Source organism: Flagellimonas lutimaris, from assembly GCF_051494225.1.
In the GTDB taxonomy this organism is placed as follows: domain Bacteria; phylum Bacteroidota; class Bacteroidia; order Flavobacteriales; family Flavobacteriaceae; genus Flagellimonas; species Flagellimonas lutimaris_A.
The window spans coordinates 552,149-575,678 of sequence record NZ_JBNPYE010000001.1 but is presented as its reverse complement, the minus strand read 5'-3'; the positions used below and the strand labels follow the sequence as shown (position 1 = coordinate 575,678).

At 39.5% G+C, this 23,530-nt stretch carries 20 protein-coding genes; 14 read left to right on the top strand and 6 right to left on the bottom strand.

What is annotated here, in order from left to right; translation table 11 throughout:
- The first annotated feature begins 28 nt into the window (after positions 1 to 28).
- From ACQQ5U_RS02565 to ACQQ5U_RS02530, 8 genes are all read left to right on the top strand, one after another.
- Positions 29 to 1,168 (top strand): serine hydrolase domain-containing protein, encoded by a 1,140-nt coding sequence (locus ACQQ5U_RS02565; RefSeq protein WP_437395372.1) that lies wholly within the window; start codon positions 29 to 31, stop codon positions 1,166 to 1,168.
- 392 nt (positions 1,169 to 1,560) lie between these two features.
- Positions 1,561 to 2,949 (top strand): hypothetical protein, encoded by a 1,389-nt coding sequence (locus ACQQ5U_RS02560; protein WP_437395371.1) that lies wholly within the window; start codon positions 1,561 to 1,563, stop codon positions 2,947 to 2,949.
- A gap of 35 nt (positions 2,950 to 2,984) precedes the next feature.
- Complete coding sequence (locus tag ACQQ5U_RS02555; protein WP_437395370.1) at positions 2,985 to 4,034, top strand: DUF6090 family protein; 1,050 nt, start codon at positions 2,985 to 2,987, stop codon at positions 4,032 to 4,034.
- A 297-nt stretch (positions 4,035 to 4,331) separates the two neighbouring features.
- Positions 4,332 to 4,760, top strand: a complete 429-nt coding sequence (locus ACQQ5U_RS02550) for a VOC family protein (RefSeq protein ID WP_437395369.1) — start codon at positions 4,332 to 4,334, stop codon at positions 4,758 to 4,760.
- Positions 4,761 to 5,227: 467 nt separating this feature from the next.
- Positions 5,228 to 6,367, top strand: a complete 1,140-nt coding sequence (locus tag ACQQ5U_RS02545; RefSeq protein ID WP_437395368.1) for a dienelactone hydrolase family protein — start codon at positions 5,228 to 5,230, stop codon at positions 6,365 to 6,367.
- Between the two features lie 265 nt (positions 6,368 to 6,632).
- Entirely contained in the window at positions 6,633 to 7,376 is a 744-nt protein-coding gene (locus ACQQ5U_RS02540) for a DUF2268 domain-containing putative Zn-dependent protease (protein ID WP_437395367.1), read from the top strand.
- Positions 7,377 to 7,571: 195 nt separating this feature from the next.
- Positions 7,572 to 8,759 (top strand): serine hydrolase domain-containing protein, encoded by a 1,188-nt coding sequence (locus ACQQ5U_RS02535; protein WP_437395366.1) that lies wholly within the window; start codon positions 7,572 to 7,574, stop codon positions 8,757 to 8,759.
- 88 nt (positions 8,760 to 8,847) lie between these two features.
- On the top strand, positions 8,848 to 9,255 hold the full coding sequence (locus ACQQ5U_RS02530) for a thiol-disulfide oxidoreductase DCC family protein (RefSeq protein WP_437395365.1): 408 nt from the start codon (positions 8,848 to 8,850) through the stop codon (positions 9,253 to 9,255).
- A gap of 194 nt (positions 9,256 to 9,449) precedes the next feature.
- Here the strand turns inward: ACQQ5U_RS02530 and ACQQ5U_RS02525 are convergent, their stop codons facing one another.
- The 3 genes from ACQQ5U_RS02525 to aroC all read right to left on the bottom strand — a co-directional run bounded on the left by ACQQ5U_RS02525 (position 9,450) and on the right by aroC (position 12,294).
- Positions 9,450 to 9,746, bottom strand: a complete 297-nt coding sequence (locus ACQQ5U_RS02525; RefSeq protein ID WP_437395364.1) for a GIY-YIG nuclease family protein — start codon at positions 9,744 to 9,746, stop codon at positions 9,450 to 9,452.
- Between the two features lie 99 nt (positions 9,747 to 9,845).
- A complete protein-coding gene (locus ACQQ5U_RS02520) occupies positions 9,846 to 11,171 on the bottom strand; it encodes a dicarboxylate/amino acid:cation symporter (RefSeq protein ID WP_437395363.1) in 1,326 nt (441 codons plus the stop codon).
- 58 nt (positions 11,172 to 11,229) lie between these two features.
- Positions 11,230 to 12,294 carry a chorismate synthase gene (gene aroC, locus ACQQ5U_RS02515; protein WP_437395362.1) on the bottom strand — a complete coding sequence of 355 codons (1,065 nt, stop codon included), beginning with the start codon at positions 12,292 to 12,294 and terminating at the stop codon, positions 11,230 to 11,232.
- A gap of 194 nt (positions 12,295 to 12,488) precedes the next feature.
- On the opposite strand from aroC, the gene ACQQ5U_RS02510 reads away from it, so the two are divergent.
- Positions 12,489 to 13,406 carry a UDP-2,3-diacylglucosamine diphosphatase gene (locus tag ACQQ5U_RS02510; RefSeq protein WP_437395361.1) on the top strand — a complete coding sequence of 306 codons (918 nt, stop codon included), beginning with the start codon at positions 12,489 to 12,491 and terminating at the stop codon, positions 13,404 to 13,406.
- Here ACQQ5U_RS02510 and ACQQ5U_RS02505 read toward each other — a convergent pair.
- On the bottom strand, positions 13,377 to 16,292 hold the full coding sequence (locus ACQQ5U_RS02505; protein WP_437395360.1) for an FAD-binding and (Fe-S)-binding domain-containing protein: 2,916 nt from the start codon (positions 16,290 to 16,292) through the stop codon (positions 13,377 to 13,379). The genes ACQQ5U_RS02510 and ACQQ5U_RS02505 overlap by 30 nt on opposite strands.
- A gap of 89 nt (positions 16,293 to 16,381) precedes the next feature.
- On the opposite strand from ACQQ5U_RS02505, the gene ACQQ5U_RS02500 reads away from it, so the two are divergent.
- Together ACQQ5U_RS02500 and ACQQ5U_RS02495 are read left to right on the top strand one after the other, a co-directional pair.
- On the top strand, positions 16,382 to 16,879 hold the full coding sequence (locus tag ACQQ5U_RS02500; RefSeq protein ID WP_437395359.1) for a hypothetical protein: 498 nt from the start codon (positions 16,382 to 16,384) through the stop codon (positions 16,877 to 16,879).
- Between the two features lie 97 nt (positions 16,880 to 16,976).
- Positions 16,977 to 18,098, top strand: a complete 1,122-nt coding sequence (locus ACQQ5U_RS02495) for a DUF4369 domain-containing protein (RefSeq protein ID WP_437395358.1) — start codon at positions 16,977 to 16,979, stop codon at positions 18,096 to 18,098.
- 61 nt (positions 18,099 to 18,159) lie between these two features.
- On the opposite strand, the gene ACQQ5U_RS02490 is transcribed toward ACQQ5U_RS02495, so the two are convergent.
- Positions 18,160 to 18,810 (bottom strand): rhomboid family intramembrane serine protease, encoded by a 651-nt coding sequence (locus tag ACQQ5U_RS02490; RefSeq protein WP_437395357.1) that lies wholly within the window; start codon positions 18,808 to 18,810, stop codon positions 18,160 to 18,162.
- 53 nt (positions 18,811 to 18,863) lie between these two features.
- Here ACQQ5U_RS02490 and ACQQ5U_RS02485 point away from each other — a divergent pair, with 53 nt between their 5' ends.
- Positions 18,864 to 19,781 (top strand): lysophospholipid acyltransferase family protein, encoded by a 918-nt coding sequence (locus tag ACQQ5U_RS02485; protein WP_437395356.1) that lies wholly within the window; start codon positions 18,864 to 18,866, stop codon positions 19,779 to 19,781.
- On the opposite strand, the gene glmM is transcribed toward ACQQ5U_RS02485, so the two are convergent.
- The gene (glmM, locus tag ACQQ5U_RS02480) at positions 19,778 to 21,166 is read right to left on the bottom strand and encodes a phosphoglucosamine mutase (RefSeq protein WP_437395355.1); all 1,389 of its coding nucleotides are present in this window, start codon (positions 21,164 to 21,166) and stop codon (positions 19,778 to 19,780) included. The genes ACQQ5U_RS02485 and glmM overlap by 4 nt on opposite strands.
- Before the next feature lie 91 nt (positions 21,167 to 21,257).
- Here glmM and ACQQ5U_RS02475 point away from each other — a divergent pair, with 91 nt between their 5' ends.
- Together ACQQ5U_RS02475 and ggt are read left to right on the top strand one after the other, a co-directional pair.
- Positions 21,258 to 21,851, top strand: coding sequence for an ACP phosphodiesterase (locus tag ACQQ5U_RS02475; protein WP_437395354.1), 594 nt, complete (start codon positions 21,258 to 21,260; stop codon positions 21,849 to 21,851).
- A complete protein-coding gene (gene ggt / locus ACQQ5U_RS02470) occupies positions 21,839 to 23,521 on the top strand; it encodes a gamma-glutamyltransferase (RefSeq protein WP_437395353.1) in 1,683 nt (560 codons plus the stop codon). The genes ACQQ5U_RS02475 and ggt overlap by 13 nt, the downstream gene beginning before the upstream one ends.
- Positions 23,522 to 23,530: the final 9 nt, after the last annotated feature.

Here is a 23,530-nt window from a genome sequence, read left to right as displayed (position 1 = left end):
CCATAATATTTGCTCAAAATCTTTAATCATGAAAAGAACAGCATTTATTTTAGTATGTACATTCCTTGTGTCCATAAACACGTTTTCACAAACCGTTGAGTTTCCAAAAGAAAAGCAGGAAGCTTTAAAAAAGGTATTTAAAAAATATTTGGACATGGGTATTCCCGGTCTTGGAATTTCGGTTTATACCCCCGATACGGGAGTGTGGTCCTATGCCGATGGCTATGCCAATTTGGAGAGAAAAACTCCACTTACCGTAAACCATAAGTTTTATTTACAAAGCATAAGCAAAACATATATGGCAGTAATTATCTTAAAACTTTATGAAGAGGGAAAGATTGATCTAGAAGACCCGATCAATAAATTCTTGGACTATCCTTGGTTAAATTCCATTGAAGGTTTTGAAAAGATTACGGTCAAAATGCTTTTGAACCATACATCGGGGCTTCCTGAATACAGTACAAATCCATTGATGGTTTCCAGGATCATGCAGGACCCACCTACGATAATTTCAGTTCCAGAAATGTTATCCTATATACAGAACGGTAGCTTAACTTGTGAACCTGGGACCAAATACGAATATCGAAACACCAATTATGAAGTGCTTTCATTGATCGCCGATAAAATAACAGGCGACCATGGTACCTATATGAAAAAGGTGATTTTTGATAAACTAAATTTGGATTCAACATTTTATCTGACCAAAGATAATTACTTGTCAGACCTAAAATTGGTAGATGCTTATTGGGATGTCTTACAGGTAAGCCTACCTGTAAATGTTTCTAAATTGCAAAGATCCAATGTGGCTTCAATGCGTGGCGATGATGGCCTCATAACAACAACACAGGATGCTGTACAATTTTTGAAAGGTTTAGTGGAAGGAAAACTGCTCAAACCCCAAACTTTGGAAATGATGCAGGAATGGGTGACCAATGAAAAAGGAGAGAAACGATATGGTTTAGGATTAACTTATTATGATTTGGATGTGACTTATGGTGTAGGACATTCAGGTGGCGGTATTGGTGCTGGATGCGTGTTGATCTATCTACCCGAATTGAATGCCATTGTATTTCTGGCCACAAATTTCAATACAATGATGGAGTCTCCAATTAGGGAAAAAGCCGACAACATTCAAACGGATGTATTAATGACCCTATTTTCTCAATAGGTGATATTATTAAGATCAATGAAGTTTTCTAATTCACAGTGCACTATGAACAACTTAATCAATAAAAAATGGTGCTAGTGATTAACTATTAAAATTTAGCTTTCATTTGGCTTCGATTAAACACTGATTTACAATAGAACATTGGCAATTTGGATCAGTTTATTAAACTCCTGATCCAATTAGTTTGAAAAAGTATAAAGTTTCTGAAGAGAATGGGTTATTTATGGCAAATAACGTTGCTCATGAAAATTCAATGTAATCTTGAAAGAAACTGAAAATTACTTTTATGAATTGTAAAATCCAAAGCAATGAACTATTCCCTTTTCTTTACTAACTTAGTTGCTTGCCCATGCAACTAACCATACAACAGACCGTTACACAACACTTACGAAATGAAAAAAATTACGCTACACTTTTTACTGATTATTTGTTTTAACATTTCGTTTGCGCAAAACCCAATCGGATATACACTTGATTATACACCGGGTTCGGATAAAATCAATATTGAACTGGAATTTGATACGTTAAACGCCGACTCCATTAAGCTAATAATTCCAAGAAGTGCACCTGGAACCTATATTCTAACAAACTACCTAGCCTTTATTGATGATGTTGTTGGTTATACCACTACAGGTAAGCAATTATCAGGAATGATAGGAGACGGAAGCTTCTTTACGTTTGGGGATAGTAATGATCTTCTGAATAAGGTGAGTTATACGGTCGACATACAAAAAATGGAAATTGATTTATTGGATGCCTCCACAAGTTCCAAAGCCAGAAAAGACTATCTGGGACTGCTTGGCTATTCCGTTTTCGGCTTTATTGAAGGACTGGAAGCAGAGGCCATCAATTTAACCATCAATACCGACCCTTCATGGCCTATTTTCAGCACCTTAAGACCTGATACCGACCGACAATACGGAACGGATAGTTTTGAGGTTGAAAACTATGCAGTACTGGTTGATGCGCAGTACCTCATGGGCGAGGGCGTTCTGGTGATTCGTGTTGAAGAAGCGCAAATCCCTTTATTTGTAGCGGCCTATGCAGCGACAACCAATGATTTGGAAGGTATTGGAAATACAGGTTTATTATCGCTACAGAAACTTGCCTATTATTTTGGATACGTTCCCATGCCGCATTACACCTTGGTGTATGAGTTTCTGAAACCTATATCGGCAAGACATGACTACGGCTTTAATATGGAGCATTTAAACAGTATGACGGCACACAGGGATATTACGCAGGAATATAATCCCAGTAGGGATTTGGGAACCATCCTACATCACATGGGACATTCATGGATGCCGTTACGATCCTATGGTGAAGGATACCGCCCATTTGCGTGGCAAGTGGCACCACTTATAGAAACCATCTGGTTAAATGAGGGGTTTATATGGTATGCTTCTTTCCAAAATATCCTTGAGAATGACGGTATATTGAACTGGTGGAAGTCCAACTTGGACACTGCACCGGATTTTATCAAAACCAAAACCCTAAAGGAATTGTCTCTTCTAGGTTCAACCCAATATGCCTCTGATTTTAGAATAGGGAAAAATCTATTCTCCAGAGGAGCGCTTTTGGCACACGACCTTGATGTACTGATACAAAAAGAGACAAAAGGTGAAAAATCATTCAAAGATGCTATGCTTGGATTATTGAAATGGACCGAAACCAATAAAAGAGCATTTAAGTATCATGAAATTGAACCGATCATGTCTGAGAGCACAGGTGTTGATTTGAGTGAAGTATGGGACAAATGGCAAAGGCCCATAAAACATTAAAAACGTTGTGCTTTATTATAACCAACGATTGACCAATGATAAAATTCTTTAGAAAAGTTAGACAAAGATTACTTTCAGAAGGCAAAACTGGAAAGTATCTGAAATATGCCATTGGGGAAATTATTCTCGTGGTTATTGGGATTGTAATCGCATTACAATTAAATAACTGGAATGAATCAAGAAAAAACGAGGATGAATTTAAAGCTGTTTTACAACAAATATTTACAGTTGTAGACCAAGATTCAGATAATCTCAAACTAACAAGATATCAATTATCCCAACAAATTAAAATTATAGATGACCTAGTTCAACATGCAGATGAAATAGATAAAGAATTACTCCCTCATCTATTGTATTATTTAGATACAGAACCATCCGGGACAAACTCGGAAATTTCATATCTCATCGGTTATCTCAAATTCAATCCTCATAACAAGAAACAAAGTAATTTGAATAAGAGCCTATCTTCTTATGGCAGTACCATAAACGAAGGATTTAACTACAACAGGAAGATTATCTTGCCTTTTTTAGAGAAATCGAACATACCATATCCCAGTATTGTTTTCGGTTATTCTGCCATAAATGATTTTGAAAATATGGACTCCAATTTTTTTAGTGAGACCGATATTGATAAGGCATTCGAACTAATTAAGAATCCTGTATTTCTAAATGCATTAAAATCTGTAAAAAGTATAAAATCAACGCATTTAATTTTTATTGATGATTTGATAGCAATAGCAAACACTAATAAAACCTTTATCCAAGACTATTATCCCAATGTAAAATTACTTTATTCCGATATTGGATTAATAGGAGATGCTACACCACATAATAATTGGAGCACCAACCTCCCATTGACTTTAACAAATGAATTAGAAGCTATCTGGGAAGGAGATTTTAATCTAACCAAAGGTTCGGTAAAATTCCGAGAAGGAGAAAATTGGAATTTTAATTGGGGGGGCGACACTTTTCCCAATGGAAATACTTTATCCTTTGGCAACAATATTCAAGTAAAACCTGGAAACTATCACGTTATTCTTAACCTTGATAAGAAGACATACCAATTTATTGAACAAAACGAATAAATAACGAAAGTAAAACAATGGCTCTGCGTAATGGCACCGTACTACCCGCTCCCTTAATTAACATTGTATCTTGTAGCCTTTTGGTTTACAGCCCCATTGTCATTTCGACATAAGGAGCACGGCGACCATTAAGAAATCCAAAATGTAGTTTCTAAAATTCTCACACTCCCTTTGGTCTGTTTGGAATGACAGCGATTTTATTCCATTTTGGGGTATAAAATTGTATTTTACAGGTAGCTAAACAACTTGGCAGTAATTCGGTACAGCAAATTTCGTCTGGACCATACCTCAAAAAAAATGAAAACAACCACATTTCTAACATTTGTAGGTGCTCAATGCGGAAAAGCCGAAGAAGCTATAAATTTCTACACTTCCATCTTCCCAAACTCGGAAATTAAAAGCATAACAAAATACCCAGCAGGTGAGGCAGGAGGAACACCAGAGCTTATAAAACATGGGGTGTTTAAATTAAATGGTGTGGAGTATATGGTTTCCGAAAGTAATTATGATCACGCTTGGTCATTTACGCCCGGGGTATCGCTTTTTGTTTCCTGCAACTCTGAAGATGAGATACAAACTTTGTTCGAAGAACTTTCTTCAAATGGAGGCCACGTTATGGTCCCTCTGGATAATTACCATGGCGAAGGGGATTACGGATTTGGTGAAAAGTTCGGATGGTGCGAAGACAAATATGGCATTTCATGGCAACTTAATCTTTCAGAATAAATCAGCTGGGTAATTTAAAAAACAACAGTAACGGTCATCAAACCATTATATATCTAATTGTGAACACTAACTCCAAAATAATGCGATTACTACTATTTACAACCTTTATCCTGCTATCCACAATATCCAATGGGCAAACCTCATTAAACAAAATTGACTTGGATTTTGGAAATTATAGTGTTGGATTTAAACATTATACCATTTCTGACAGCACACGAACTTACAGTAGGATTTATGATTTTGTCAATCAAAAAATTCCTAGACCGATCCCTATAAGTATTTGGTATCCTTCACGCCAAAATACCAATGGCAAAAAACAATTGAAGGTTTTGGATTATTTGGAAATCCTAAAAGAAGAAGAGGAATGGGAGCACTTGCCAAATGAAGAAATACTAAAATGGTTTTACTATGCGAACACAACTGAAAACCAAGAACATCTTACGGAAATAACAAAAGCCTACTCGGAATTGGAATTTGGAAACAGTAAATTCCCGGTTGTAGTTTACGCACCAAGTTATCAGGCATCGTCCATAGAAAATTTTGCGCTTTGTGAATATTTGGCCTGTCACGGATATATTGTGATCTCCAGCCCAAGCAGAGGAACCGAAACGCGTTGGTTTGGCAGAAATAATGCGAAGGAGATGGAAACCCAAGCCAGAGATGTGGAGTTTTTAATAAAAGAGGTTTCAAAGTTTCCAATTGCCAACACTAACAAAATCGCAACTATGGGTTTCAGCTTTGGAGGTTTAGCGAACATACTTGCTATAACCAGAAATGATAAAATAAAAGCAGTTGTCAGTCTTGATGGTACAGAAAGGTATCAATACGGGTTATTAAAAAAATCACCGTTTTTTGAACCAGAGAAGGTAGACGTTCCATACATTCATATGGCACAGAAAGATATACCTGAACAAGTTCTTAAAGAAGATAATATTGATCCCGAGTTAAATATAAAATTTCAATTGTTCGATAGTATCACAAATAGTAATGCATATCGTTTAAAGTTTCAAAATCTAACTCATTCTTATTTTAGCACACTAGGTATTCTTTTCGGGCAAAGAGATAAAAGACAGGACAAAAATGATCCTGAAATTATGGAATCCTATAAATTGGTTTCGGTTTACGCTTTAAACTTTTTAAACGCCTATTTAAAAAACGATGGAAGTGCATTAAAATTTATTGAGAACAATGCACTCAATAATGGCATTAAAAAAGGTCTTTTGACCAAACAGTCCAAAAAAGCCAACAGTCAAAATTTCACTTTCAAAGATTTTAATGAATTGGCCTTGCAGCAAGACTATAATAAGCTTTACGACTTGTATGTTGCAACCAAAAAAGAACACCCAATAATGGAAATTCCTGAAAATAATCTTAACACACTTGGATTGCAACTCGTTTTCAACCCGAATACATCGGAACAAGGAATACATGTTTTTTTATTGGCAACAAAACTTTATCCAAATTCTGCAAATCTTTTTGATAGTTTGGGGGAAGCTTATCTATTTATGGATGATAAAGACAAAGCAATAGAAAGTTTTGAAAAGTCATTAAACTTAAATTCCCAGAATCAAAACGCAATTGACCGATTAAAGCAACTTAAGAAGTAAAGTCCGCTTCCTCATTATTTTACCAACCAGTGATGAAATTCTTTTGGAAAATTAATCGAGACCTTTCTCGGTCGTTAAAGTATTGGTAATTTCCTTGCTCCTACAGGATTATATCTTGTAGCCTTTTGGTTTACAGCCCCATTGTCATTTCGACATGAGTAGAATAGCGACGACTGAGAAATCCAAAAATTACATTTTTGGATTTCTCTTTGATTCCAGTGTAACAAAATTGCTTTTGGGAAGTCTACAGGTGAAACAGTATACAATGAAATCAATCAAAATCCTATCGTTGGTTCTTGCAACCATGGTAATCAGCAATTGCAAAAATGCCCCAAACAACACGGAACCCACAAGTTCCATCATCACTTTTAAAGAGGACGCAAACGCATTCACCCCATCACAAAAAGAACTCATTCGCGAAGTAGTTTTGGAATCAGAAAAAGAAATCCGGACCCTACTGCCTACCCTACCGGACAGCATAAACGTATCCTTGGAAATTGTAGATTGGGACCTTGACGTGGTCGGAGGCGTTACCGGGCGTACGGAAACCAATACCCCTCCCGTTGTGTTCATTCAAATTTCAGAGAAATTTCCGGGCGGCGTGACCAAAGCCACGCAAACGGCATTAAAACATACCATTTTTCACGAATTCCACCACTTATCACGTGGTTGGGCCATTCAGGACAATGTTTATGGCCCGGGCATATCCATCGCGGCCATAAATGAGGGGCTCGCCGTTGTATTCTCCGAGGAATATACCGGGGAGACCATGGAAGCCGATACTCCACCTGAAGCAGCCATTGCAGAGCAATGGGTAGAGGAAATTAGGTCGTTGCCGATCAATGCAAACTATCAACATTGGATGTTCCAACATCCTGATGGTAGGTTGGCGGTTGGTTACCGAACCGGAAACTATCTAATTCGAAAAGCAATGGCCAAATCCGGTAAAAGCGTTCTTGAACTCAGTGAACTTACCCCTGATGAAATTTATAAGATGGCAGGGTATTGACAAAAGTCTACTCGGAATTGACCGGTTAAACAACTTAAGGAGTAAATACTGGATAAAAAGCTTGTCTAAATAGAATCGATTATCCAGATAGTGGTATGGGTCAAGCATGGAGGAAAATTATCGTCAATAATCACTTAACCATTACATTGTAAGTACTTTGACCGTGTTTCGTCAAATAATCAATACCACCATCCAATGAAAAAAAGAAACACACTCCTGATACTGACTGCCCTTCTGGCCATTGGGATGTTTTGGGTTGTTGAACCCTTATCCCTGAACCCATTTCGGTCGGTAGATGTCCCCAAAAGTAAAAGTGAAGTAAATTTTAATTGCGTAAACACAACCTTTTCACTGGACAACCAATTGGAAGACAAAGCAAACCAACTGATCGATGCGCAATTGGCCTCCCATAACTTTTTGGGCGTAACCGCAGGATTGTACATTGAGAATTGCGGGCAGTATGTAAGTGGTGGTGGTTTCTGTAATAAAAGGGACCGGATACGAACCAACGATAACACCCTGATGCGAATAGCCTCCATAACCAAACCTATGACGGCCATAGCAATTATGCAATTGTATGAAAAAGGGGTTCTGGACTTGGATAAACCCATACAAACATATCTCACCGATTTTCCCAAAAAAGCCAAGGGGGACATTACCATTAGGCAATTACTAAAGCACACCTCTGGAATTCCTCATTATTCATCAAATTGGGATGCACTCTCGTTTACACACTATACCTCACTAAAAGCTGCGCTGGAGTCCTTTAAACACAAGGAACTGGAGTTTGAACCAGGAACCCGCTTCTTATATTCTTCCTACGGATATACTGTCTTAGGGGCTATCATAGAGAATGTGACCCATATGAGCTATGGAGAATATATGAAACAATACATTTGGGACGTTGCAGGAATGATAAACACCGGTCTTGAAGAAGATGGACAAAAAAACAAGAACGATTCAAGGCTCTATCTCAAAGTAGGCTCAACCTATATAAAAAGCCCAAAAACCGATCTAAGTATCATATATTCGGCCGGAGGAGTACAATCTACCGCAAAAGACCTTCTTAAGTTTGGAGAAGCAATATTGCACAACAAACTGGTTGAGCGCAGTTCCCTTGAAATGATGATCAATGCAACAGATGAATTGGCCCCGGCCATTGGTGATGACCCTTATGGTTTTGGATGGGCCGTATACCATGATCCCAAGCTAGGTAGAATTATCCAGCATGGAGGATCACAGCCAGGAGCAAGTACTTTTTTTTCAATTTTTATGGATCATAATATGGTGACCACGGTACTGTCCAATAGTTTTGGAAATCGAAGGAACGCATTTTCGCTTTCAAGGGATATGGCACGTTTGGCCCTGGAATCACAACATTAGGCAACCAAGTCCATTGGATTAAAACCAAATCAAACAATACCTATTTCATTCCAAACCTTTTACCCACGACTTCTTTTATCTTTGCACCATGCAAAACCATAAAAAAATCATATTGTTCGATGGGGTGTGCAACCTATGCAACAGCTCTGTTCTGTTTGTCATCAAACGGGACAAAAAAGATGTGTTCCGCTATGCGGCCCTACAAAGCGAAGTGGGACAGGAACTGGTAAATCAGCGCCATATCGATAGGACCAAGGTGGACTCCATTATCCTTATTGAGCCCGGAGTGGCCTACTATACCAAATCTGATGCTGCTCTGGAAATTGCACAAGAACTTGGTGGATTATGGAAGTTGTCCGCTATTTTCACATGGATTCCTACTTCTATCCGAAATAGCATTTATGACTTTGTTGCCAAAAATCGCTATAAGTGGTTCGGGAAAAAGGAATCTTGCATGATCCCCACACCTGAGCTCAAGGCAAAGTTTTTGGGGTAGCACTTCTTGGTACAATTTTACTACAAGTGACCCCTTCATGATTTATCCCCGTCAGTTCGAGTGTTTTCTATGAACAGAGTGAATGGAAAACGTATCGAGAACTCTTAAGCGGTGAACGTAAATACATTCTAACAAGAAACACTTCTCGATACAATTTTCTCCGAAAATCACTCGAAGTGACATATATTCAAAAACTATTTGCTGTTAAATTTTTTCTTTGCCAGATTAGGCAGCTTATCGTATTCTCCATCAATAAGTGCTTTCTTTTTCTGTCGTGACCACTTTTTGATTCGCTTCTCAAAAGCTATTGCTTTCATTGGCTCAGTAAACTCACAGTAGTATACCAGTTCAACAGGTCTTCTTGAATACGTATAACTGTTCGCATATTTTCCTCTTTGGTGAGATTCTAGTCTTTCGGTCAAATCTGAAGTGACACCTGTATAATAGGTCTTATCGGAGCAAGACAAAATGTAAACGTAGTATGTTTTCATTCCTGTGCCACTACATACAACTACTTCTCGATATAATTTTCTCCGAAAATCAATCGAAGTGACATATCAGATTTACTAGTTATAACGATAAAGTCGTGATTATTTCACTTCATCATAGTGCTCATCCCAATCGTGAACATGTGGTTTTCCAAGTTTACCCACTGATTTGGCCACGAGCATGGAAACCGTTGCATCACCTGTAACATTTACTACAGTTCGGCACATATCCAAAGGTCTGTCCACTGCAAAAATCAAGGCAAGACCAATGGCCAATTTATCTGGTGGAAACCCAATGGACTCCAATACAATCACCAACATTACCATTCCCGCTCCGGGAACAGCTGCAGAACCAATCGAAGCTAAAAGTGCGGTCAATACAATGGTCAACTGATCGCCAAAAGTAAGATCAAAGCCTAATGCTTGGGAAATAAATACTGCCGCAACACCTTGGTACAAACTAGTACCATCCATGTTGATTGTAGCACCCACTGGAAGCACAAAACTGGATACTTCTTTGTCCACTCCAATATGTTCCTCTACCCTTTCCATGGTCACCGGTAGGGTGGCCGCACTGGAACTGGTGGAAAATGCCAATAATTGTGCAGGACTGATTTCTTTTAAAAACCAAAATGGGTTCTTTTTGGTAAAAACTGCAACAACAATAGAGTAAAAAACAATCATAAGAACCAGACCCAGTACCACTACTCCGGCATATTTTAACAATGCCAATAATAAATCTGGATCACTTGAAGAAACCACTACCCCTGCCAACAAAGCAAATACAGCATAAGGAGCGGTCAACATGATTAAATCCACCATTTTTAGGACAACATCGTTCAATGTATCAAAGAAATCCTTTAATGGTTTAGCCTTTTTCTCCCCGATCAACAACATGGAAATACCAAGAAAAATGGTAAAGAAAATAACTTGTAACATCAAACCGTTATCGGTCATAGCAGCCAAAGCATTGTCGGGCACCATATCGACCAAGAATTGCAATGGTCCGCTATCTTTTTGTCTTGTTGCTTCTTCAATTTTAGAAGTCACTCCGGCATCACCTGCATAAGTTTCGGTAAGTTTGGTTACCGTTTCATCAGCAATTCCACTTCCCGGATTCATTACATTTACTAAAAGTAGACCAATGGTTATGGCCACCACCGTAGTAATAATATATGTTGCAATGGTCCTTAAACCAATATTCCTAAATTTTGAGATGTCTTTGAGGTCTGAGATACCTTTGACCAGAGATGCTACGATCAAGGGTATAGCAATAAGTTTAAGTAGTTTTACAAAAATGGTCCCTAAAGGCTGAATCCAATCCGATACAAATTCCTTACCCCAACTAATTTGGGTCATTGCAAATCCAAAAAGAATACCAAGTAGCATCCCGATCAGGATTTGCCAGTGCAATTCCAATTTCTTCATAAAGTAAAATTATGGTCGGTAAGATACTTTATTGATTGGAAACCACCTAACGGGTCAGTTAGATTTTGTTAGTTCTGGCCAAAAGTGAATAATCTGCCAAAACCAATGCGGCCATTGCCTCTACAATGGGAACCGCTCTTGGAACAACACAGGGGTCGTGCCTTCCCTTTCCTTGGGCAGTTACCTTTTCACCTTCCTTGTTGATGGTTTCGTAAGATTGTAAAACTGTGGCTACAGGTTTAAACGCTACGTTAAAGTAGATATCCATTCCGTTACTTATCCCTCCTTGAACTCCACCGCTACGGTTGGTTTTTGTAGTTCCATCTTGATTAAAGGCATCGTTGTGCTCGCTTCCTTTCATGGCAACTCCAGCAAAGCCACTTCCGTACTCAAAACCTTTTACCGCATTGATGGACAACATGGCTTCACCTAATTTGGCATGTAGCTTATCAAAAACAGGTTCACCAAGACCGACCGGTACATTTTGAATGACACAAGTTATAACACCACCAATGGTATCTCCTTCTTTCTTAATGGATTTGATATAGTCCTCCATTTTCTGGGCCATTTCGGTATCCGGACAACGAACTGCATTGGATTCTATCTTGGAAAAATCCAATTCTTGATATGACTTGTCCAATTTCATCTCCCCAACTTGAGAGACAAAGGCATTTACTTTAATATCACTCAAAAACTGCTTTGCAATGGCGCCTGCCACTACCCTGCTCGCCGTTTCGCGGGCTGAGCTTCTTCCACCTCCGCGGTAATCACGGAAACCGTACTTTTTATCGTATACATAGTCAGCATGCGATGGTCGGTAGGAATCTTTGATATGTGAGTAATCTTTGGATTTTTGGTTGGTATTGTGGATCGCAAAACCAATAGGCGTTCCAGTAGTCTTTCCTTCGAAAACACCAGAATAAATTTCAACCGTATCGGGCTCCTTACGTTGGGTTACAATGGCTGATTGCCCTGGTTTTCTGCGGTTCAGTTCCAATTGAATCTGCTCCAAGTCCAATTCAATTCCGGCAGGACAACCATCGATGATGCCTCCCAAAGCTTTTCCGTGTGATTCACCAAAGGTGGTGAGTCTAAAAAGTTGTCCAAAAGAATTTCCTGCCATTCGGTATAAAATTATGCTGCGCTCAAAGGTAAACGTTACAAATCTAATTCAAAAACAGTGTTTTGGCTTAATGTTATTGTAACATATTTAGTTTCAAGGTGATGATTATTTAACAATATCCTCATGAATTAATGACTTCGATTTGATTTCTATTTTATTCCTACCGTTTTATTTTGCATACAAACCCTATTGCATTGAAAAAAAGGAAGATAGAATTGGCAGTTATCTCAGATGTTCACTTGGGAACATACGGCTGTCATGCCGATGAACTCATTACTTACCTCAACAGTATACAGCCCAAAAAGCTCGTTTTAAATGGTGATATTATTGATATTTGGCAGTTCAGTAAACGTTATTTTCCACCATCGCACTTAAAGGTTTTGAGAAAAATCATCGGGATGGCTTCCAAAGGTACTGAAGTTTACTACATTACTGGAAATCACGATGAAATGCTCCGTAAGTTCAGTGATACTTCAATGGGAAACTTTAAAGTGGTGGACAAATTGGTACTGAATTTGGATGGTAAAAAAGCATGGATTTTTCATGGTGATGTCTTTGATGTTTCGATACAAAATGCCAAATGGTTGGCCAAATTGGGCGGATATGGATACGACCTCTTGATTTTGATCAACAGTTTTCTGAATTGGTGCTTGGCCAAAATGGGACGTGAAAAATATTCGCTGTCCAAACGCATTAAGAATAGCGTAAAGGGTGCTGTGAAGTACATCAATGATTTTGAAAAAACAGCTGCTGAGCTTGCTATAGAAAATGACTACGATTATGTGGTCTGTGGACATATCCATCAACCTAAAAAAGAGATTTACGAAAATAAATATGGCAGCTGTACATATCTAAATTCTGGTGATTGGGTAGAAAACCTGACCGCATTGGAATATTCGTTCAAGCGTTGGAAAATCTATCATTATAACCACGATAGGCTCTCCCCTTTCTTTATGGATGAGGATTTAAAGGAAATGGACATGAACGACCTCATCGCTTCCATTACCGACAAAGAAGCAACTATTGAAGACCTTACTGAGGAACATTTCAGCGAAACCGAAGAAAATATAGACAAGGATTCTTTAGATAACCAAGGCCTGTCTCAAGATTGAAACAGGGTGTTGCGCCTCCCTTTTTGTCCCATCCTTAATTTGATGCCTACAACTTGTCCCATTTGCGGCAATTAAAGTGTCTTCCGAGCTTTTCTCCACCGCAGGGAACAACTTTAGGCCCCCTACCCTCATACTGGTTTCGTAGTGTTCTTCCTCATATCCAAAAGAGCCTGCCATACCACAACAACCTGACGATATAATTGTCACTTTGTAGTTTTTTGGTAAGTTCAGCACATCAAACGTCACTTTTTGATTGCTCAACGCTTTTTGATGGCAATGCCCATGAATTTTAATGGTTCGTTCCTCTTTGGTAAAACTATCGGAAGAAATATGGCCTTTGGCGATTTCGTCGGCCAAAAACTCTTCAATTAAAAATGAATTGGATGCCAGTTTCTGCAATTGGTCCTTATCATCGTGCAAACGTTGGTACTCATCGCGAAAAGATAAAATTGCCGAAGGCTCCAAACCTACAATTGGTGTTCCTTCATTCAAGATACCTTTCAAATTTTGCATGTTCTTCGCTACCAACTTCTTGGCTTGTTTCAAGAATCCTTTGGAAAGGTACGTCCTACCGCTTTCGCCATAGAATAGTTCCACATCGTAGCCCAGTTTACAGAGAAGCTCAATGGCATCTTTTCCAACTTGAATATCCAGATACTTCACAAACTCATCAATATAAAGAACTACCTGCTTTTTGGATAAATCTGTTCGCTTAACCCTATATTTTTTTAAATGATTTTTGAAATTGAATTGGCCTACTTTGGGCAAATTCCGTTCCTGTGCCACCCCAACCGCCTTTTTCAGCATACCACCTAGGGTTTTGGATTCATACATCCAATTGGTGAGGCCAGCAAATTTGCTTCCCAAAGCGTTCAATTGTGTGTTATAGGCAAAAAGTTTACTTCGCAACGAATATCCGTTCGCTTCTTGATAATTATAAAGAAACTCAGCTTTTAATGCGGCAACATCCACATTACTTGGACATTCACTGGCACAGGCTTTACAACTCAAACATAAATCGAAAGCATTTTTGAGTTCTTCATGGTCGAACCGATTGGTTTTTTCAGAATTGGTCAAAAACTCCCGTAACGCATTGGCCCTACCACGTGTAGTATCCTTTTCATCCTTTGTGGCTTGATAGCTTGGGCACATCCCCCCGTTCATGTGGTGGCTTTTTCTGCAATCTCCACTACCGTTACATTTTTCGGCAGCTTTTAAAATCCCTTGGCTATCCGAAAAATCCATTAGTGTTTTCAATACTGGTTCTTCACGGTCTACTTCGTAACGCAGAGACTCATCCATCGGATAAGCGTCCACAATTTTACCTGGATTGAGCACAAGGTTCGGGTCAAAGAGGTTTTTTACCCTTTTTAATAGCTCATAATTGGTTTCACCGATCATTAACGGAATGAACTCGGCACGTACAATACCGTCACCATGCTCGCCACTAAAGCTTCCATGGAACTTTTTAGTGAGTTTCGCCACATCGGTAGTAATACTTCGGAACAACACCACATCCTCTGCCTTTTTTAAATTGAGAATAGGTCGTAAATGCAATTCACCCGCTCCGGCATGGGCATAATACACTGCATCTTGATTGTACCCTTTCATAATCTGGGAAAACTCCCCAATAAAATTCTTGAGGTCTTCCAGGGCAACAGCAGTGTCTTCAATACAGGCTACTGCTTTTCTATCCCCCACCATATTTCCTAAAAGACCTAGTCCTGCCTTACGCAGTTCAATGGCCTTGTTGATATCGTCACCGTACAAAACAGGACTGGCATAACTTAATCCAGAATTTTCAATGGTTTTTAAAAGTTTGTCCAGTTGTTTGTCCAAATCTTCTTTTGAATCCGCTTTTACTTCCAACATTAAAATCCCGGCCGGGTCTCCTTCCACAAAAAAACGATTGGCCAATTGTGCCCTGTTATTCTTGGTGCAGTCCAAAATAACCTTGTCCATCATCTCACATAGGTGCAGGTTGTGCTGCATCACGGGAGCCACATCACTTAAACAATCTTCCAAGGTTTTATAGTGGGTGGCCACCATTGCGGCATATGATGGCGGTAAATCATCCAGTTGTAGCGTTACTTCGGTAGTAAATGCAAGTGTACCCTCACTTCCTGATAGTAGCTTACAGAGATTGAATTCGGTTTCATCTTCTCCAAAAATGTTGTTTTTGAGCAATTCATCCACTGCATACCCCGTGTTTCGTCTGTGGATACTGGGTTTTGGGAATTCTGCTTTTATATTGTTCTGGATTTCAGGATTGGAAAGTTCATCGAATAACTTGTTATAGATTTTGGCTTCCAGCGAATCCCCCCTCTTTTTTTCCTCAAATTCCTTTTTGGAAAGGTTGGAGAAAAATGCATCACTTCCATCAGACAAAACACATTGCATTGCCAAAACCTTGTCCCTGGTTACTCCATATTGAATGGATGTAGTTCCCGATGAATTATTCCCTACCATCCCACCAATCATACAACGGTTGGACGTAGAAGTATTTGGGCCAAAGAAAAGACCAAAGGACTTTAAATATTGATTAAGCTCATCACGAACCACACCTGGTTGTACCGTAACCTGCTTCTTATCCTTATCCAAACTGATTATTTTGGTGAAGTAGCGACTAACATCGACTACAATGCCTTCCCCAACACATTGACCGGCCAATGAAGTACCCGCTGTCCTAGGAATAAGTCCGACCTTGTTTGTGTTGGCAAATGCGACCAGTTTTTTTAAATCGGCAACATTTTTAGGGTAGGCCACCGCTGTCGGTAGCTTTCTATATACTGAAGCATCCGTAGCGTAGATTGCTTTGCTCAAATCATCGAACAACAACTCGCCTTCCAATGCTTCTGAAAGGTTTTTTAACAAACTTTTAATCAATTTGGAATACTTTTAGGGAACCAAAACAGTTTTTCGAACGTAAATCTAGTTACAAAACTATCTCTAATTTTTAACTTAACGAGAATCTCATGAAGATTACCACATTATTTTCAGTATTTATTTTGTTTGCAACAGCTAGCCTAAGCGCACAAAACATATCAGAACATGCCCTAGGGCTTAGATTGGGAGACAGTGACGGCTTTGGAGCTGAGATTTCTTACCAAAAATCCATTGGACAGTATCACCGAGCCGAGTTTGACCTAGGTTGGCGAGACAGTAGGGATTTTGACGCCTTTAAATTGGCCGGAATATACCAATGGGTGCATCAATTGGATGGTAATTTTAATTGGTATTACGGTGTTGGTGGTGGATTAGGAAGTGTAGATTTTGAACCTAATCCAAATTTTGATTCCGATAACGATGGACTTTTTGTATTTGCGGCAGGTGACATTGGTGTGGAATACAATTTTGATATACCACTATTGCTATCGCTGGATTTTAGACCAGAAATTGGTATACTTGGTTACGATGGCTTTGACAACGATTTTGATTTTGATATTGCCCTAGGTATTCGATATCAGTTCTAATCAGTTCTAAATAAAAAGTTAACCCTTGATTCTTATAGAGTCAAGGGTTTTTTTATGCCATAAGTATTGAATACCTTAGCACTCTAAATATTTTGAAATGAAAAAATTATTTGCGTTATCCTTAGGTGTTTTATTTTTGACATCCTGTAATTCCGACCCTAAGGGATACACATTAAGAGGCTCTATTACCGGTGAACCCGAAAATGGCACCCAGATATTTTTAAAGACCACAGATTCCATTAACCAATTAATAGACATTGACACTACAACCGTTGAGAATGGTTTATTTACATTCAGCGGAAACCAAGTCGAACCAAAAATGCACTACATTTTTGTGGACAAAGCTCGTGGCAATGTCCCAGTTATTGTGGAAAATGGAAATATTGAAATTGAGTTCCAAAAAGACAGCATAGACCAGGCAAAGCTTAAAGGTACAGCGCAAAATGAGTTGTTTATGGACTTTTTAACCGAGTCCCGTAAATTATCACAACGTGCCAGGTCCATGCAAAACGACATGCGCATGGCCGCACAACAGCAAGATACGGCTACTGTTACCGCATTGCGTGAAGAATTTATCGAGTTTCAGGAAGATGCCAAGAACTTTAATATAGATTATGTCAAAGACCATCCCGATGCATTCATCTCTGTTTTGATTGTCGGTAATTTATTGGCTACTAAAGCCCTTCCGGTTGATGAGATTAAAACCATGTTTGAAGGACTAACACCAGAGATGCAAGCAACTGAACCCGGTAAAAAAGTTGGTGAACAGTTGGAAAATTTAAAATCCACTGAAGTTGGTGCGGTCGCACCAGACTTTTCTGCCCCTACCCCAAATGGTGATGTACTGGCCCTTAGCGATGTTACAAGCAACGCCAAACTAACGTTGGTCGATTTTTGGGCAGCATGGTGCAAACCTTGCCGTGCAGAAAACCCGAATATAGTTTCTGTTTATCAAAAGTATCACGAAAAAGGTTTTGATGTATTGGGAGTTTCCCTGGACAATAAGGCAGAACATTGGACCAATGCTATAGCTTCTGATGGTTTGGCTTGGAATCATATTTCCAATTTGCAACGCTTCCAAGACCCGATTGCACGTTTGTACAACATCAATGCGATTCCTGCTGCATTTTTATTGGACGAAAACGGTGTTATCGTAGCAAGAGACCTAAGAGGTCCTGCCTTAGAGCAAAAAGTAGCTGAAATTCTAGGTAAAAGCTAGACAACAAAATATATTTTCGACAAAAGGAGGTCTTGATAATTTCAAGGCCTTTTTTGTTGGATTATATTTTGCCCATTTTATCCAATACAAAGAGAATAATAATCGGTATGGCCAGCAATACTACGATCAAAGTATCCGTTACAAAAAGTTCCGGCTTAAAAAGCAAGGTGGTCGCATAACCTCCAATGGCACCACCAAAGTGAGCGGTATGTCCAATATTGCCCATTCTGCTCTTCATTCCCCAAATGGAATACAACAGATAAGCGATACCCAAAACATAAGCTGGCAACGGAATAGGGATAAACATAATGCCCAATTGCATATCGGGATTCAACAAGATGGCCGCATACAGAACCCCCATAACTGCCCCACTTGCACCAACTGCACTGTAAAAAGGTTCGTTTTTATGGAAAAACAGGGCCAACAGACTACCCGCAATCAAGCTGACGAAGTAAATTATCAAAAACTTCACAGAACCGAACCAACCAATCACCACAGGAGCAAAAAAATAGAGCGTAAACATGTTAAGGAACAAATGGGAAATATCCACGTGCAAAAAGCCAGAAGTTGCCATTCTTTCCTTCTGACCAGCCTGTATGGCATTGATACTGAACTTGTATCTATCAAAAAAAGCCATGTTATTGAAACCGCGCAGTGATACCAAAACATTGGCGGCCATTATAGCAATAGTAGCGATATGTAAATTGAGCATGTAATTAAAGGTTTGGGTTCAAATATAGCTATATTTGTACACAAGAATAGTCTATGCAGCTTGTAGTTTATATCCTTGTTTATCCATTGCTCTGGTTGATTTCCAGACTTCCCTTCAAAGTCATATATTTTATTTCTGATGTTGTCTACGTGCTTTTGTACAATATGATTGGATATCGTAAAAAAGTGGTACGCAACAATTTAGCGCTTGTATTCCCTGAAAAGTCCGAAGAAGAACGTTTACGGATAGAAAAAAAATTCTTCAGGCACATGTGCGACATCTTCTTGGAAATGATGAAGACCATGGGAATGAGCAAAAAAGAAATTCAAGAGCGGTTTACCGTAACCAATATTGAGCTGCTCAATGGCTTGGAAAAAAAAGAAGTCAATACAATGCTTATGCTTCCCCACTATGCCAGTTGGGAGTGGGTTCTATCCTTAAATCTTCAAATATTATCCAAAGGCTACGGTATTTATCAAAAAGTAGAAAACAAGTATTTTGATAAATTGGTAAGGGACATCCGCGGTAAATACAATACCGAACTGATTTCCACAAGAGAATCCAGAAAAATCCTGGAGGCTGCCAAAGAGAGTAACGAGTTATTCATGGTTGGCATTATCAGCGACCAATCGCCCATGGTAAGCCGAGCCAAATACTGGACCGACTTTATGGGAATAGTGGTTCCCGCTCATGTAGGTGGTGAAGAAATTTGCAAAACCAACGATATAATTCCCGTGTACCTTAAGGTAAAGAAATTAGGTAGAGGCTATTATGAAGGTACCTTTAAAATACTTACCGAAAACCCTACCGAGGTTCCCGATTATGGAATTACAGATGCCTTTTTAAGGGAAACAGAAAAATCTATTCGGGAGGCACCAGAATATTACTTCTGGACACATAAACGCTGGAAACATAAGGACAAAGCCCCACAAGAGTTTCAACAAAAGCCTGCAAGAGCAATTAATTCTTAAAGTCCCGCTACTTCCTTAATTTCACCAATAATACGATCGGCCAAACCATCGGCTTCGTCTTGTGATTTTGCCTCGGTATAAATTCGAATAATAGGTTCGGTGTTCGATTTTCTTAAATGCACCCAGTTCTCAGGGAAATCAATTTTAACACCATCGATCGTAGATACCTCTTCACCTTTGTATTTGTTGTGCATGGCATCCAAAAGCGCATCCACATCCAATTCTGGAGTCAGTTGGATCTTCTTTTTGCTCATAAAGTAGCTAGGATAACTGGCACGCAGTTCGGCCACAGTTCCGCCTTTTTCGGCCATCAACATTAAAAACAATGCTGTTCCAACTAAGGCATCACGCCCATAATGACTTTCAGGATAAATAATTCCACCATTCCCCTCACCACCGATTATGGCGTTGTTGGCTTTCATTTTGGTCACTACGTTCACCTCTCCCACGGCAGCAGCCTCGTAAGTGCCACCATGTTTTTCGGTAACATCGCGCAAAGCTCTTGAAGATGATAAGTTGCTAACTGTATTTCCTTTCGTTTTTGATAATACATAATCGGCGCAGGCGACCAAAGTGTATTCCTCACCAAACATTTCACCGTCGTTACTTATGAACGCCAATCGGTCTACATCGGGATCCACCACAATTCCAAAGTCCGCTTTTTCTTCCACAACTTTTTTACTGATGTCCCCTAAATGCTCCTTCAAAGGTTCGGGATTGTGTGGAAAATGTCCAGTTGGGTCACAATACAACTTCACAACTTCCACCCCCAACTCTTCAAGTAGCTTCGGAATGGCAATGCCCCCTGTGGAATTAACCCCGTCAACAACCACTTTAAATCCAGCTTTTTTGATGGTTTCTGCATCCACCAAGGGTAATTCCAATACTTCATCAATATGGATATCGATATAGGAATCATTTTTAATGATTTCACCCAAATCATCGACCTCTGCAAAATTAAAATCCTCTTTTTCGGCCAATGCCAAAATCTTTGCCCCCTGCTCAGCATCCAAAAACTCCCCTTTTTCATCCAACAATTTAAGGGCATTCCATTGCTTGGGATTATGGCTGGCCGTTAAAATGATTCCTCCGTCAGCTTTTTCCAAAGGCACCGCAATTTCTACCGTAGGTGTAGTGGACAAGCCTAAATCGATTACATCTATTCCCAACCCTACCAATGTAGAAACTACTAGGTTCTGAATCATTTCCCCTGACAAACGTGCATCCCTGCCAATTACAACTTTTAATTTCTCTTTCTCGGAATACGTTTTTAACCAACTGCCATATGCTGCTGCAAATTTAACCGCATCAACAGGTGTTAGGTTATCGTTAGTATTGCCTCCAATTGTACCTCGTATTCCCGAAATTGATTTTATCAGTGTCATAATTGTTAAAAAAGTTTTTGCAAATATAGTCGGGCATATTCGATTCCATGTTTTGAATTTGTAAATTTCGACAGAAAAGAAATTTGCCCCGATGAACTTCTTAGCGCATATCTATCTTTCGTTTGATGATAAGGAAATCACCTTGGGTAATTTCTTTGCCGATCATATCCGTGGTAACAAGTACAAGCATCTTCCAGATAGAATCCAAAAAGGAATTCTGCTGCACCGTGAAATTGATACATTTACCGACTCCCATCCCACTGTTAGACAAAGCAGTAAACGACTACATAAAAATTACAGTCATTATAGCCGTGTGATCGTGGATATTTATTACGATCATTTTTTGGCCAAAAATTGGAGTGATTATTCCGATGTGCCTTTGGATGAATACGTTGAGGATTTTTATGATTTACTCGAGGACAACTATGACATTTTACCACTTGCTACCCAACGAATGATGCCCTATATGATTGCTGACAATTGGCTGCTCAATTATGCCAATTTAGCTGGAATTGACCGCGTACTCAATGGAATGAACCGACGAACCAAAAACAAATCCAGAATGAATTTTGCCATTTTGGACCTTGAAGAACATTATATAGATTTCGAAAAAGAATTCACTTCATTTTTTGAAGAATTAATAACCTTTTCCAACCAAAAATTTATTTCCTTATGCGAAAACTGATTCTCCTTCTACCCCTGATCTTATTTATTAACTGTAAACAACAACCTGCCAAACCTACTGGACTTGTCGCTGAAAAAGCTATGGTAGTGTCCGCACGTGAAGAAGCCTCACAACTTGCTGTGGATATCATGAAAAAAGGCGGTAATGCCTTTGATGCCATGGTTGCCACAGAACTTTCCTTAGTAGTTGCCTATCCATTTGCAGGTAGCGTTGGTGGAGGTGGGTTTATGGTCTACCGTAGAAACGACGGCGAAGTCGGAGGCATAGATTATCGAGAAAAAGCTCCATTGGCTGCTCATAAGGACATGTATTTGGATTCTTTGGGCAATGTAATCCCTGGACTGAGTACTTCTGGCGGAACTGCCGTAGGCGTACCAGGAACTGTGGCCGGCGTGATAGAAGTGCACAGAAAATTTGGAAAACTTCCATTAAAAGACATTATTCAACCTATCATAGCCCTTGCCAATAAAGGAGTCGTGGTTACCGAGAAGCAAGCCAAGCGATTGGAAGGGTACAGGGAACAATTTATTGAAGCCAATGGCGACAGCACTAAGTTCGCTGGTCCTTTTGAAGCAGGGGATACTATAAAATACGCCGCCTATGCCAAGACACTTCAAAAAATCATGGAAGAAGGACGGGATGGTTTCTACAAAGGGGAAGTTGCCCAAAAATTAGCGGCCTTTGTTCAAGAAAATGGTGGTTTGATCACCACGGAAGATTTAGAAAAATATGAAGCCGTTTGGAGAGACCCGGTAGTTTTTGATTATAAGGACATTAAAGTTATTTCTATGAGTCCGCCTAGTAGCGGTGGAGTTACCATTAATCAAATATTCAAAATGATGGAGCCTTACAACGTGTCAAAGTTTGGACATAACTCACCTAAAACCATTCAATTGTTTACAGAAGCTTCTCGGAGAGCCTACGCCGATAGAAACTTCTTCTTGGGAGATCCCGATTTTGTGGACATTCCTTATGATATTTTGTTGGATGACGAATACCTGCAAGAAAGAATGGCCGATTTTTCGTTTGATAAGGCAACGCTATCCTCGGATGTGAGCCATGGCGAAGTGGAAATTATTGAAAGTGCACAAACCACCCACTACTCTATTGTAGATAGTGAGGGGAATGCCATTTCTGCCACATCAACCCTAAATGGAGGATATGGTTCTAAACTCTACTGTACCGAACTTGGATTCTTTTTGAACAATGAAATGGACGACTTTAGCTCCAAGCCCGGTGTACCGAATATGTTTGGGCTAGTAGGTGCCGAAGCCAACAGTATTGCGCCAGAAAAGCGTATGCTCAGTAGTATGACCCCTACCATTGTAGAAAAAGATGGCAAACTCTATATGGTGGTTGGGACTCCTGGTGGCTCTACCATCATTACTGCCGTTGCCCAAACCATTTTGAATGTATATGAGTTCAACTTGAGCATGCAAGAAGCCGTAAATGCGCCACGTTTCCATCACCAATGGTTGCCCGACATGGTGATTTTTGAACCAGAAGGGTTTTCGGAAGAGCTCAAGGCAGATTTAAAATCCAAAGGATACATCATTAATGAGGAACGAACACCTATTATTGGTAAAGTAGATGCCATTCGTGTTCTATCTAATGGAAAACTGGAAGGCGGGGCCGATAAACGTGGTGATGATACCGCTGTTGGATATTAATTTTTCTGC

Excerpts from the sequence above, each read along its gene's own strand:
- ACQQ5U_RS02565 (WP_437395372.1), top strand. The coding sequence starts at position 29 with ATGAAAAGAACAGCATTTATTTTAGTATGTACATTCCTTGTGTCCATA.
- ACQQ5U_RS02560 (WP_437395371.1), top strand. The coding sequence starts at position 1,561 with ATGAAAAAAATTACGCTACACTTTTTACTGATTATTTGTTTTAACATT.
- ACQQ5U_RS02555 (WP_437395370.1), top strand. The coding sequence starts at position 2,985 with ATGATAAAATTCTTTAGAAAAGTTAGACAAAGATTACTTTCAGAAGGC.
- ACQQ5U_RS02550 (WP_437395369.1), top strand. The coding sequence starts at position 4,332 with ATGAAAACAACCACATTTCTAACATTTGTAGGTGCTCAATGCGGAAAA.
- ACQQ5U_RS02540 (WP_437395367.1), top strand. The coding sequence starts at position 6,633 with ATGAAATCAATCAAAATCCTATCGTTGGTTCTTGCAACCATGGTAATC.
- ACQQ5U_RS02535 (WP_437395366.1), top strand. The coding sequence starts at position 7,572 with ATGAAAAAAAGAAACACACTCCTGATACTGACTGCCCTTCTGGCCATT.
- ACQQ5U_RS02530 (WP_437395365.1), top strand. The coding sequence starts at position 8,848 with ATGCAAAACCATAAAAAAATCATATTGTTCGATGGGGTGTGCAACCTA.
- ACQQ5U_RS02525 (WP_437395364.1), bottom strand. The coding sequence starts at position 9,746 with ATGAAAACATACTACGTTTACATTTTGTCTTGCTCCGATAAGACCTAT.
- ACQQ5U_RS02520 (WP_437395363.1), bottom strand. The coding sequence starts at position 11,171 with ATGAAGAAATTGGAATTGCACTGGCAAATCCTGATCGGGATGCTACTT.
- aroC (WP_437395362.1), bottom strand. The coding sequence starts at position 12,294 with ATGGCAGGAAATTCTTTTGGACAACTTTTTAGACTCACCACCTTTGGT.
- ACQQ5U_RS02500 (WP_437395359.1), top strand. The coding sequence starts at position 16,382 with ATGAAGATTACCACATTATTTTCAGTATTTATTTTGTTTGCAACAGCT.
- ACQQ5U_RS02495 (WP_437395358.1), top strand. The coding sequence starts at position 16,977 with ATGAAAAAATTATTTGCGTTATCCTTAGGTGTTTTATTTTTGACATCC.
- ACQQ5U_RS02490 (WP_437395357.1), bottom strand. The coding sequence starts at position 18,810 with ATGCTCAATTTACATATCGCTACTATTGCTATAATGGCCGCCAATGTT.
- ACQQ5U_RS02485 (WP_437395356.1), top strand. The coding sequence starts at position 18,864 with ATGCAGCTTGTAGTTTATATCCTTGTTTATCCATTGCTCTGGTTGATT.
- glmM (WP_437395355.1), bottom strand. The coding sequence starts at position 21,166 with ATGACACTGATAAAATCAATTTCGGGAATACGAGGTACAATTGGAGGC.
- ACQQ5U_RS02475 (WP_437395354.1), top strand. The coding sequence starts at position 21,258 with ATGAACTTCTTAGCGCATATCTATCTTTCGTTTGATGATAAGGAAATC.
- ggt (WP_437395353.1), top strand. The coding sequence starts at position 21,839 with ATGCGAAAACTGATTCTCCTTCTACCCCTGATCTTATTTATTAACTGT.